The following is a 12836-nucleotide window of genomic DNA, read 5'->3' as shown; positions in this document are numbered from 1 at the left end:
AGGAAGACTCAAAAATGAGCAAAAAAGAAGAAAAAGGGCTAAAGTCCTTTAACAAGGGATTCCAAGTGCCAGATACCTACATTATCATCTTTTTAGTAGTCGTTATCGCAGCACTTCTGACATTCCTTGTACCAAAGGGATTTTATGAAACACAGGATATTTCATATATGATCAATGGTGTTGAGAAAACCCGTACAGTAATCAAAGACGGAAGTTTCCAGTATCTGACAGATGATGCGGGAAACGCAGTAACAGAAGGAGTAGCACTCTTTAGTGGAGATGGTGGAACAGGATTTTTCAACTATATGTACAACGGAATCGTAAATAGTTCTGCAATCGAGATTATCGCATTCCTTATGGTAGTAGGTGGTGCATTTGGTATCATGATCCGTACAGGTGCGATTGAATCTGGATTGATCGGATTGATCCGTAAGGCCAAGGGAGCAGAAAAACTACTGATTCCGATACTTTTCGTACTGTTTTCTCTTGGTGGAGCAGTTTTCGGAATGGGAGAAGAAGCGCTTCCGTTTACTATGATTCTTTGTCCGTTGTTTGTAGCAGTTGGATATGATTCAGTTATCGCAGTTCTTGTTACTTATGTTGCCACACAGATTGGTTTCGGTTCATCTTGGATGAATCCGTTCTCTGTAGGCATTGCACAGGGTATTGCAGGTATTGACGTATTCTCCGGTGCAGGATTCCGTATGGTAATGTGGGTCGTATTTACAGCACTCGGCTGTGGAATGACTATGTTCTATGCATCAAAGATTAAAAAGAATCCGACAATCTCAATCGCATATAAGACGGATTCATATTTCCGTGAGCAGAATGAAACAACAGGAATTGACGAAGGACATTCATTTGGTCTTGGACACATTTTAGTCCTTCTGACACTGGCTGTTACAGTAGTATGGGTAGTTTGGGGAGTTATGACTCAGGGATACTACATGCCGGAGATTGCAACACAGTTCTTTATTATGGGAATTGTTTCCGGTGTGTTTGGAGTTATCTTTAAACTGAATGATATGAAACTGAATGATATTGCAACATCTTTCAAAGATGGAGCAAAAGACCTGATCGGTGCGGCCCTTGTCGTTGCTATGGCACAGGGAATCATGCAGGTTCTTGGTGGTTCTGATCCGACAACACCTACAGTTATTAATACAATTATGTATAATATTTCAAATGCATTGTCTGGAGTTTCCGGAGCAGTTGCAGCCGTACTTATGTATCTGTTCCAGTCCGTATTTAACTTCTTCGTTGTATCCGGAACAGGACAGGCTGCCATCACAATGCCGATCATGGCTCCGCTGTCAGACCTGTTAGGTGTTTCGCGTCAGACAGCTGTAGTTGCATTCCAGCTGGGTGATGCATTTACCAACCTGATTGTTCCTACATCCGGATGCTTAATTGGCTCTCTTGCAATTGCAAAGATTGAGTGGTCTAACTGGATTAAATTCATGTGGAAATTCCTTGGTGTCTTAATGATTGGTGCAATCATTACAGTTCTTGTTGCAGTTGGAATTGGATTCTAAAATATGTATTTTATCTTAGTCGAGAAGACTCCCACCTCTTTTGGTGGCGAGTAATAGCAAATTTGTCTCAGTGGGAGTGATTTGTGATGAAATTAATTCAGAATATTGATGTTTATGCTCCACAGCATCTGGGGAAAAAAGATGTACTTATAATCAATGATAAGATTGTTAAGATTAAAGATGCGGGTTCTATATCCGCAGACGGATTTCTTTCTGAGGCAGAAAGGATCAATGGAGAGGGGCTACTTTTAACTCCGGGATTCATTGATAGTCATGTTCATGTACTCGGAGGCGGTGGCGAAGGCGGATTCGCCAATCGTACTCCGGAAGCAACCATGGAAGGACTTACGAAGTTTGGAGTGACAACCGTTGTTGGCTGCCTTGGAACAGATGGAATCGGTCGTGATATGTGTGCACTGGTTGCAAAGACAAAAGGATTGAATGAGCAGGGAATGTCTGCATACTGTTATACCGGAAGTTATCAGATTCCGGTCCGCACGTTGACTGACAGTATTGTGAAAGATATTATGATGATTCAGGAAATCATTGGAACGGGAGAAATCGCGATCTCTGATCATCGTTCTTCACAGCCGACTTTCGAGGAATTTGCACGTGTCATTGCGGATACAAGGCTTGGTGGTGTTCTTTCCGGGAAAGCTGGCATTGTAAATGTTCATCTGGGCGATAGTCCGAGATGCTTAGATCTGATTGAACGAGTAGTCGATGAGACAGAGATACCGGCAACTCAAATACTGCCAACACATATCAATCGAAATGAGATGCTTTTTGGCAAGTCGATTGAGTATGCACTGAAAGGCGGAGCAGTAGACTTTACTGGAAATGAAGATATTGACTATTGGGAAACTATCTGTGATGAGGTACGTGTATGTAATGGTATCAAACGGATGTTAGATGCAGGAGTAAATCCTGACCGCATAACAATTTCTTCTGACGGGCAGGGAAGCCTTCCGATGTATAGTAGTGATGGCAAATTCCTTGGAATGGGCGTTGGACAGTCCAGCTGCCTTCTGAAGGAAGTAAAGGAATGTGTATTTAAAACAGAAATTCCTTTAGAAATAGCAATTTCTACAATTACATCGAATCCAGCAGATATTCTTTGTCTTAAGGGAAAAGGTAAGGTTGAAGAAGGCTATGATGCGGATCTTTGTATTCTCGACCAGGAACTTCAGCTTGTTGAAGTGATTGCAAAAGGGAATACAGTTTATAAAAAATAAAGGATATCAGATGTGAGAAGCATAAGTCACTTAGTTGGCTGGTGCTTTTTTGCGTGCTTATACAGTTGATAAAATGATAACCTTTCATAAAAAGAGATGCTGTCTGCTGGTAGAATTAAAAAGAAAAAAAGTTGTTGACATACACCACAAATATAATAACAATTCTAAATGTTTGAATTATAATTATTCTATATGATAGAAGAAGGAGATAAATAATAAATGGATGATTCCTTTCACTACTTGGGAGAGTTATTCTTTTATCTATTTAAGCGACCAGCTTAAGGCAAAGTTGACGGTATATCGGACGTTTTGTCCGAAACCATAGCCTGATCCCTTCTTTTACATACGACAGTATGCCTGAGATACCTTTAGCCAGCCGATAATAGCTGAAATGGATTTTTTCTTTTATAGGGTCTGCTTTCTGTATGATTGCAACCTTCAGGGCATGCGTTTCTGATTTCATGGATATATGTGCCAGAAATGCCATGCACAGGGTAATATAAAAATTTAGGGCATTGATTGCAGTGAGCTTCCTTACACGGAAGTTTTCAAACTGAAACATCTGCTTTTTTAGAGGTTTCTGGGCTTTGTGCTTGCAAAATGCTTGCAGTAAGTAAAATTTCTTATAATTTGAAAATACCAAGATGAAAATATCAATGAAAATATCAAGGAAAGAAATCCCTTGACATTTCCCACCAACATGCCTAAAATAATAAACAGATTGCATACATGAAATCAATCAAACCAAACAAACCAAAAGCTATGATCGTGTTCTATAAGATACTGTTTCCGGTCAGAGAGAAGAGGTCAGCGGCTGTGAGCCTTTTTCCGTTCAGACAGATATCCGAATTTCCCACGGGAGTTGCATTGCTGAAATTTAGAGTAGGCATTGCCGTCTGGTGTACGTTACATACCGGAAAGTGTCTGTGGCAGACGAAAAAATGACCTGCCGACAGGAAGCTGGGTGGTACCGCGGTATAGATATGATCGTCCCTTTGCACGTTTTGTGCGAAGGGATTTTTTTATGTCATGTCGCAAGCGACCGCGCGAGACGCCCGAATGTGCCAGAGAACATCCTTTATGCACAAATTCGTGTCCACAAGTTAAAGCAATATCAAGATAAAAAGCAACAAAAGTAATAGAAGGAGAGAAATCATGCAGGATTTAAAAGAGCTGAATGAAGTGATCACTGCGATCAAAGAGGAAATCCGCCAGGGTGCGGATGCTCTGACGACTTCCAAGAGTGTCTATGAGTTTAAGAAGACCTTTCTGGATAATAAGCAGGGCAGAATTGGTCTGCTGATGAAAGAAATGCGCAATGTTGCCAATGACCAGAAAGCGGAATTTGGTAAGACTATCAACGGCGCCAAGGAGTGGGCAAACAATTTCTTTGACGAGCTGGATCAGAAATTAAAAGAGAAAGAGCAGCAGCAGCGCTATGAATCGGAGAAGATTGATATCACGATGCCGCCGGTTAAAATCCGTTACGGTAATCTGCATCCAGTTACGACGGTCCGCAATCAGCTGACGGATATCTTCACCTCTATGGGATTTGAGGTATATGAGGGAACCGAGATCGAGACCGATTATTATAACTTTACAGCTTTAAATACACCGCAGGATCATCCGGCGCGCGATATGCAGGATACATTCTATCTGTCTCCGGAATTCTTGCTCCGTACCCAGACATCGGCTGGACAAGTTCATGTTATGGAAGCGAAAAAACCGCCGATCAAGGTTGTTTCCCCGGGTAAAGTATTCCGTTCTGACGATGATGCGACCCATTCTCCGATGTTCAGCCAGATGGAAGGTCTGGTTGTTGATGAGGGCATCACCCTGTGTGATTTAAAGGGTATGCTGGATATGTTTGTTCAGAGAATTTTCGGTGAGCAGACAAAAACGAGACTTCGTCCGTCCTATTTCCCGTTCACGGAGCCGTCTGTTGAGGTCGATGTAAGCTGCTTCCAGTGCGGCGGCAAGGGCTGCCGTCTGTGCAAGGAAACAGGCTGGATCGAGGTTCTCGGCGCTGGTGTGGTAAATAAGAAGGTACTGGAAAACTGCGGCATTGATTCCAATAAATACAGTGGATTCGCATTCGGATTGGGTCTGGAGCGTATCGCAATGCTGAAATACGGCATCAACAATATCAAGATGCTTTTTGAGTCTGATCTGCGTGTGCTGGATCAGATCGATGACTGATCAGGACAGGAGGATTAGAAATGCTTGTACCGTTAAGCTGGTTAAAAGATTATGTAGATATTAATATTTCCGCAGATGAGCTGGAGAAGAAGCTTTTTGACTGTGGATTTGAGGTAGAAGAAAAATGGCAGGTTGGCAAGGATATCAGTGGCATCGTCGTTGGTTATGTTGACTCCTGTGAGCCGATTCCGGAAACACATCTTCATGTGTGCCAGGTCAATGTAGGTGGTCCGGAACTCTTACAGATCTGCTGTGGCGCTGACAATGTAAAAGCTGGCGGAAAATTCCCAGTTGCCATGATTGGCGCGAAAGTATATGCAACTGCAAAAGATCATGTGACGATCGAGGGCGTGGCTACCATTAAAAAGGGTAAATTGAGAGGTTATGAGTCCCAGGGTATGCTGTGTTCCGGTACCGAGCTTGGCTTAAACGAGGATCTGTATCCGGGTGCTGGTTACAACGGATTGCTGGTTCTGCCGGAGGATGCGGAAATTGGTTCGGATGTCAAAGAGCTGACTGGCTTAAATGACTGGATCTTCGATGTTTCTATCACGGCAAACCGTCCGGACTGCCAGAGTATTTTCGGTCTGGCAAGAGAGGTTGCCGCCGCACTGGGCGAGCCGCTCAAGACACCGGCACTGGATTACACTGAGACAGAAGTTGAGAAAGAAGGCTTCAACGTAACGGTAGAGGCACAGGATCTTTGCCCGCGTTACATTGCACACTATGTATATGACGTAAAACTGGGTCAGTCCCCGGCATGGATGAGACGACGTCTGGCTTTGGTAGGGAATAATTCCATTTCCAATATTGTTGATATTACAAACTATATCATGCGTGAGTTAGGTCAGCCGCTTCATGCGTTTGACTGCGATTATCTGGAGGGCAATGCGATCAACGTAAGACGCGCGGCCGAGGGCGAGAAGATCGTGACGCTGGATGAGAAAGAATTTACCTTAAATCCGAACAATCTGGTTATCTGCGACGGCAAAAAGCCGGTAGCACTTGCCGGAATCATGGGTGGTTTAAATTCTGAGATCCGTGATACCACGACGGAAGTGATGTTTGAGGCAGCTAAATTTGCCCGTGACAACATCCGCAGAAGCTCCCGTGCATTAGGACAGGGCTCCGACGCGAGCCAGCGATATTCTAAGGGTGTTGATGAGTACACAACCGAGATGGCGATGAAACGTGCCCTGCACCTGGTTGAGGAGCTGGGAGTTGGTAAGATTTCCAAGACCCATAAAAATGTAAATACCGGAAACTCCTTAGAGCCGACTACCTTCAAGACAAGTGTTAAGAAGGTAAACGCTGTTCTGGGTATTACCGTTCCGGACGAGGATATTTTACGCATCCTGACTGGCTTAAACTTCCAGCCGGAGATCAACGGCGACGAACTGACCATGCATTTCCCGGCATACCGCGAGGATATGGAAGATTATCCGGATGTTGCCGAGGAAGTGATCCGTATGTACGGCTACGATCACATCACATCGACCTTCATGCCGAGTGCTAAGGTGACGATCGGTGGAAGCAACCTGCGTCAGAGAACAATTCTGAAAGTAAAGAGAACGCTGTGCAGTGTTGGCGCATTTGAGGGAATCCACTATTCCTTCTTCTCCCCGTCGGATCTGGATGAAATGGGATTTGCAGAGGACGCGCCAGAGCGCAGGGCGATCCGCATCATGAATCCGATCAACGAGGATCTGTCCCTGATGAGAACAACACTGGCACCGCAGATGATTCATGCGATGGGACGCAACCAGAAGAGAGGCATCTTCGAGGGACGTATCTTCGAGATTGGAAATGCATTTATTCCGAAGTCCCTGCCTCTGACGGAATATCCGGAAGAGCGAGAGACGCTGTGCATCGGTGCATTTGGTAAGGAAGAGTCTTTCTTTACCTTAAAGGGAATGGCAGAGGCAGTTGCCGATGTTTTAAATATTACTTTTAACTATGAAAAAGCAGAGAAACCGTTCCTGCATCCGTATCAGACCGCAGCGATCTTCTGCGAGGGCGAGGAGATTGGTTACCTCGGTAAGGTAAAATATGAGATCATGAAGGAAGAGGCAATGCGCGAAGATGCGTATGTGTTGGAGATCAGCATGAAAGCGCTGGAGAAATGGTATGGAAAAGCCAAAGTATTTGAGCCGCTTCCAAAATTCCCGGAGGAAAAACGTGATCTGGCGCTGGTTATGGACAAAGACATCACCTGCGGACAGGTTGAGGGCTGTATCCGCGAGGCTTGTGCTTACGTCAAGGATGTTAGCCTGTTCGACGTATACGAGGGCAGACAGATCGCAGCCGATAAGAAATCGATGGCATTTACCGTTCTCTTCACTCCGAAGGAAGAGGCGTTCAAGGCAGATACCGTTGACGGATATGTCAAGAAAGTGCTGAAACAGCTGAATAAGACGTATGGAATTGAGCTGAGAAGCTGATTTTGAAGGAAAGAAAAGGCTGCTGTCCAGAGAGAGAAACTTTGGACGGCAGTCTTTTTGTGTTCACAAAAAATGTTTGATGATAAGTTTGATTACGCTTCATTTTCTATTCGTATAATCACAATATCATTTAATTTCAAAACCATATTTTTCTGCGGAAGCACCGACAGATCATCGCGCAGCACCAGAAATATCTTGATATTCTGCTCTTCTTCCATCTCTTCAATGGTTTTTCCGGCATACCGTTTATCGACGAAAACCTCGGCAATTTCCTGAATATCCGCGTCCTTCATGCTGGACAGGCTGCTCTTGCGCTGGTACTGTTCGACGAAACCGGCGCTGATGATACCGGTTGGGATTGCGACGGCACCGACTCCGAGGTAGGCGATGCAGATCGCCATCACGCGCCCAAGCGTTGTGACCGGGTAAATATCGCCGTAACCGACGGTCAGCAGCGTGGACATACTCCACCAGATGCCGCTGAATGCATTGCGGAAAATGTCCGGCTGAGCGTTGTGCTCGACACTATACATGCACATGCTGCTCGCCAGCATCAGCACCATGACGATGAATACAGAGGAAATGATCTGGTTCCGTTTTTCATAGAGTACGGTGGTAATGATGTTGAACGAGTCGTATTTCGCATTGAGCCGGAACAGATGGAAAATCCGCGCCACGCGCAGCATACGGAAAATGATGAAGCCCGACAGAAAAAAGACAGGGATGATCGTCAGCAGATCCACCACTCCATCAAAGGAAATGAGAAAGCAGAACCGGGCGCGTCCCGGTGTTTTTTCTGGATAGAGATAGTCGGCAGTCCAGATGCGCAGCGCGTATTCAATACAGAAAATCAGGACACTGGCATGTTCCAGCATGGTAAACAGACCACCGAAGGATGTTAATTGATCGAATGTTTCCAGAAACGTGACAATGATATTGCAGATGATCGTGAAGGTGATGAAAATATCGAATGCACGGCTGATACGGTTGCTTTTGTCGCCGATCTGGATGATGTTAAATATTTTTTCTTTCATAGTGGATATTTTTATAATAATTTTTGGGTGAATGTGTTTCCCTGTTGGTATAAAAGAGGGGGAGTTATCTCAGTCGAGAAGATTCCTACCTCTTCAGGTGGTGAGTAATAGCAAATTTGTCTCAGTGGAAGCCTTGTCTCCGACTGAGATAAACGCTCCGCGAGGTTGCGCAGTGATTCTGATAGGAATATGTCAGCTTCGCTGACCAGGATCACGCGCCAAGTCTCACGGACGTTCGACTTGAATATAGTTGCAGATATTATTATTGTATCATTTTCAGGCATCCCTTGCAATCTTTCTGGTGTCTGGGTATAATTTCTGTAGGTAATTTAAAAAGGTAAAATGCTTTGTTTAGAACGGTCGCATTTAAAATAGAAGGTGCCGTATAATAGCAAGCATACTCACAAAGGAGGAATAAGATGCTGTTTATTTATTATCCAAAATGCAGTACCTGCCAGAAAGCGAAAAAATGGCTGGATGCACAGGAAATTTCATATACAGAGCGCCATATCGTGGAGGAAAATCCGACGTATGAGGAATTGAAGAAGTGGCAAGCGAGAAGCGGGCTGCCGATCAAGAAATTTTTCAATACGAGCGGGATGTTATATAAGGAAATGCAGTTAAAGGATAAGCTGCCGCAGATGAGCGAGGACGAACAGTTGAAGCTGCTTGCCATCAATGGGATGTTGGTAAAACGCCCTGTCATTGTGGATGGAGATACTGTTTTAACGGGATTTCGGGAGAAGGAATGGGAAGAGAAGCTGCGGTGATGGACTGGGAGCAGAAGTTTCCTTTCTTACGTGAAAAAGGACACGTGGTCTCGCTGATTGGCGGAGGCGGAAAGACGACGCTTCTGTATGCGCTGTCGGCGTACTGCACGGCGAAGGGATGGCGGGTGCTGACGGCGACGACGACGCATATTCGGAAGCCGGTAAATGTGCCGTGGATTGCGGTAAATGAGGAAGAAAATACCGCGTGGGAGAATGCCGGAAAAGAGCGCGATCGTCTCTGGCAGCAGGGAACCTACGTCGTAGCCGGAACCCCAGCCCCACACGAAAAATTGACAATTCTGCCAGAAGCGATTCGAAGCGAGTGGATTTCGGATGCAGATATCACATTTCTGGAGGCGGATGGCGCGAAATGTCTTCCGTGTAAATTCCCGGCGGCGCATGAGCCGGTGATACTGCCGCAGAGCGATATCGTGCTGGCGGTCGCGGGGCTGAGTGCCCTGTATCGTCCGCTGGGGGAGGTGTGCTTCCGGGCGGAACTGGCGATTGAGGCGTGGAACAGGGATGTGTGCGAGTATGGGGACGCAGCTTATCCCAAAGAAGGAAAAAGACTGATCAAAGAAGTGCCCATTTCGAAAGATACGCCTTTGACCCCAGAACTTCTGGCGTGGCTTCTTGGTAGCGAAAACGGTGCCAGAAAAGATATATCGGGGCGTTCGTTTTTTGCGGTTCTGAACCAGGCGGACACGTCAGAGCGCCGGGAGGATGGCAGAAAGGTACTGGATATCCTGAAACATAGCTACGGAATTCAGGGAATTTTAACTTCCTTTTCAGGAACAGAATGAAATCAGGAGTGAGAGAGATGAGTGAGAAAAAGGATATCGTATTTTGTACGGGCGGCGGCTGTACGGCAAAGCTGGGAGCCGGTGTTTTAAGCCGCATTTTGGAAAAACTACCGCGCGGCGAGAAGGATCCGAATCTTTTAGTCGGATATGACAGCCGGGACGATGCGGCAGTGTATCAGGTCACGGAGGATCTGGCGCTGGTGCAGACGGTTGATTTCTTCCCGCCGATGGTGGACGATCCGTATATTTTTGGACAGGTTGCAGCGGCAAATGCGCTGAGCGACGTGTACGCGATGGGCGGTGAGGTCAAGACGGCGCTGAATCTGGTGTGTTTTCCGGAATCAATGGATTTGAATGTTCTGGGACAGATTTTACAGGGCGGCGCGGAGAAGGTGGCAGAAGCAGGCGGCATTCTCGCGGGCGGTCACTCGATCGCGGACACGGGCGTGAAATACGGTTTGTCCGTGACGGGACTGGTAAATCCGAAAAAGCTGTACGCCAATGATGCCGGACAGCCGGGCGACCGCCTGATTTTGACAAAGGCATTGGGGGTTGGGCTGATTTGTTCGGCAAACCGCGTCGGAGAAGTGACAAAAGAGCAGATGGACGGGGCGGTACAGTCGATGACGACGCTCAATAAAACAGCGGCGGAAATCAGCCGGAAGTACACGGTTCACGCGTGCACAGATGTGACTGGGTTTGGTTTTCTGGGGCATCTGCATGAAATGATGGGGCGCGGGCTGTCGTGCGAGATTGATGTGAACCATATTCCGGTGCTTCCGGGCGCACGTGAGTCGGCAGATGCGTTTTTATACACGGCGGCAGGACAGAGAAACCGCAACCATGTCGGGGCGGCGGTGCAGTTTGAAAATGTACCGTTTTCAATGGAAGAGGTTTTGTTTGACCCGCAGACCTCCGGCGGACTTCTGATGGCAGCTGCCCCGGATGAGGCGGAGAAACTGGAACAGGAGCTGCAGAACGCCGGGCTTCCGGCGCGGATCGTGGGAACGATCACGGAACCGGGAGAGGTTGAAATTTTTGTACGAGGATAGGAGGAAACAGAAATGAAGAAAGTAGATGCAAGAGGAGACGCATGCCCGATTCCGGTCGTAAAGGCAAAACACGCGATAGAGGAACTTTCGGGTGCCGGACAGGTGGAAGTGCTGGTGGATAATGAGATTGCAGTTCAGAATCTGACGAAAATGGCAGAGCAGAAGGGCTATCAGAGCAGTGCAAAGAAGCTGGCGGATCAGGAATATCAGGTTATCTTTACGGTGGGTGAACAGACAGAAGAGGAAAAAGCACAGGCAGGAGCCGGATGCGAAGCCTGTATTCCGGACAGCCGTACCGATACCGTGGTTGTGATTGCCAATGATAAGATGGGCGAGGGCAGTGAGGAACTTGGAAAGACGCTTTTGAAGGCATTTACATTTGCCCTGACCCAGCAGGACAACTTGCCGAAAACCATTCTTTTCTATAACGGCGGAGCCAGTCTGACCTGTGAAGGATCTCCGATGCTGGAGGATCTGAAGACACTGGAGGCAAAAGGTGTGGAGATTCTGACCTGCGGCACCTGCCTGAATTTCTATGGTCTGACCGAGAAGCTGGCAGTCGGCGGTGTAACCAACATGTATGTCATCGCTGAAAAAATGCTGGGCGCTGGAAATGTGGTAAAACCATGATTTATATGGACAATGCGGCGACTTCGCTTCAAAAGCCGCTGCAGGTGGAACAGGCAGTCCTTGAGGCGCTTCGCACCGCAGGAAATCCGGGGCGCGGCGCGCATGAGGCAACCTTACATGCTTCAAGACTGGTGTACGGGGCACGTGCGGCAGCAGCAGAATTGTTCGATGCGGAAGATGCATCGCGGATTGCCTTTACGGCAAACGCAACAGAGGCGCTGAACATAGCCATTTCCGGGCTGATTCGTCCGGGCGATCACGTGATCACGACGGTCTGTGAGCATAATTCGGTGCTGCGTCCTCTTTATCGTCTGCGTGATCGGGGTTCGATGCTTAGTTTTGTGGGTGTGGATGCGCGTGGAAATCTAAAATATGAAGAGTTGGAAGCATTTCTGCGCCCAGAGACGCGTGCGGTGGTAATTACCGGCGCGTCCAACGTGACAGGAAATGTGACGGATCTTTCCTATATTTCTTCGTTTGTTAAACGGAATGGACTGCTTCTGATTGTGGATGCGTCGCAGACTGCAGGGGAAGAACTGTTTTCCGTGCAGAAGCTCGGAATCGACGTGCTCTGTTTTACCGGGCATAAGGCGCTTCTGGGACCACAGGGAACCGGCGGGCTGTATGTGAAGCCGGGACTTTCGGTGGAACCGCTTCTGGTTGGCGGCAGCGGTATTCACAGTTATGATGAACACCATCCGAAGGAAATGCCAACGGCACTCGAAGCCGGGACGCTCAATGTCCATGGTCTGGCGGGGCTGGCAGCAGGCATCCGTTACCGGATGGATCAGGGGATCGAGAAATTGCAGAAACGGGAGAGGGATTTAACACGCCGTTTTTACGAACAGGTGAAGGAAATTCCGAGCATCATTGTGTATGGAGATCCGGCGGCAAAATGTCATGCGCCGATCGTCTCCCTCAACCTTTCCGGGGAAGATTCGGCACGTGTGGCGGATGCACTCTGGGAAGAATACGGCATCTGCGTCCGCGCGGGGGCACACTGTGCGCCGCTCATGCACCGGGCGCTTGGAACGGTCGGTCAGGGAGTGGTGCGGTTCAGTTTTTCGCATTTTAATACGGAAGAGGAGATTGAGAGGGCAGCAGAAGCAGTTCGGGCACTGGCAGAGGAAGCGTAAA

The 12836-nt window shown here is 47.3% G+C and carries 10 protein-coding genes; 9 read left to right on the top strand and 1 reads right to left on the bottom strand.

What is annotated here, in order from left to right:
* The first annotated feature begins 14 nt into the window (after positions 1 to 14).
* From yfcC to pheT, 4 genes are all read left to right on the top strand, one after another.
* On the top strand, positions 15 to 1535 hold the full coding sequence (gene yfcC, locus DXC57_RS09690) for a putative basic amino acid antiporter YfcC (RefSeq protein ID WP_118652346.1): 1521 nt from the start codon (positions 15 to 17) through the stop codon (positions 1533 to 1535).
* 86 nt (positions 1536 to 1621) lie between these two features.
* Positions 1622 to 2770 carry a beta-aspartyl-peptidase gene (gene iadA / locus DXC57_RS09685; protein WP_107000542.1) on the top strand — a complete coding sequence of 383 codons (1149 nt, stop codon included), beginning with the start codon at positions 1622 to 1624 and terminating at the stop codon, positions 2768 to 2770.
* 1155 nt (positions 2771 to 3925) lie between these two features.
* Positions 3926 to 4969, top strand: a complete 1044-nt coding sequence (pheS, locus tag DXC57_RS09670; protein ID WP_022359088.1) for a phenylalanine--tRNA ligase subunit alpha — start codon at positions 3926 to 3928, stop codon at positions 4967 to 4969.
* A 20-nt stretch (positions 4970 to 4989) separates the two neighbouring features.
* Positions 4990 to 7410 carry a phenylalanine--tRNA ligase subunit beta gene (pheT, locus tag DXC57_RS09665; RefSeq protein WP_118652344.1) on the top strand — a complete coding sequence of 807 codons (2421 nt, stop codon included), beginning with the start codon at positions 4990 to 4992 and terminating at the stop codon, positions 7408 to 7410.
* A gap of 92 nt (positions 7411 to 7502) precedes the next feature.
* Here pheT and DXC57_RS09660 read toward each other — a convergent pair whose 3' ends face one another.
* On the bottom strand, positions 7503 to 8444 hold the full coding sequence (locus DXC57_RS09660; protein WP_022359086.1) for an ion transporter: 942 nt from the start codon (positions 8442 to 8444) through the stop codon (positions 7503 to 7505).
* A gap of 419 nt (positions 8445 to 8863) precedes the next feature.
* Between DXC57_RS09660 and DXC57_RS09655 the strand changes: the two genes are divergently transcribed.
* The 5 genes from DXC57_RS09655 to DXC57_RS09635 are packed head-to-tail and all read left to right on the top strand — an operon-like array spanning position 8864 to position 12835.
* A complete protein-coding gene (locus DXC57_RS09655) occupies positions 8864 to 9214 on the top strand; it encodes an arsenate reductase family protein (protein ID WP_118652342.1) in 351 nt (116 codons plus the stop codon).
* Positions 9193 to 10017 carry a selenium cofactor biosynthesis protein YqeC gene (gene yqeC, locus DXC57_RS09650; protein ID WP_243101434.1) on the top strand — a complete coding sequence of 275 codons (825 nt, stop codon included), beginning with the start codon at positions 9193 to 9195 and terminating at the stop codon, positions 10015 to 10017. Before DXC57_RS09655 ends, yqeC begins: the two co-directional genes overlap by 22 nt.
* 17 nt (positions 10018 to 10034) lie before the next feature.
* On the top strand, positions 10035 to 11069 hold the full coding sequence (gene selD / locus DXC57_RS09645; RefSeq protein ID WP_118628943.1) for a selenide, water dikinase SelD: 1035 nt from the start codon (positions 10035 to 10037) through the stop codon (positions 11067 to 11069).
* A 12-nt stretch (positions 11070 to 11081) separates the two neighbouring features.
* A complete protein-coding gene (gene yedF, locus DXC57_RS09640; protein ID WP_118652340.1) occupies positions 11082 to 11699 on the top strand; it encodes a sulfurtransferase-like selenium metabolism protein YedF in 618 nt (205 codons plus the stop codon).
* Entirely contained in the window at positions 11696 to 12835 is a 1140-nt protein-coding gene (locus tag DXC57_RS09635; protein WP_118652338.1) for an aminotransferase class V-fold PLP-dependent enzyme, read from the top strand. Before yedF ends, DXC57_RS09635 begins: the two co-directional genes overlap by 4 nt.
* Position 12836 lies beyond the last annotated feature (1 nt).

The sequence above is a fragment of the Clostridium sp. TF06-15AC genome, from assembly GCF_003481165.1.
Taxonomy (GTDB): Bacteria; Bacillota; Clostridia; order Lachnospirales; family Lachnospiraceae; genus Otoolea; species Otoolea fessa.
The sequence above is the reverse complement of the archived record's forward strand: the minus strand, read 5'-3'. Positions and strand labels throughout refer to the sequence as shown.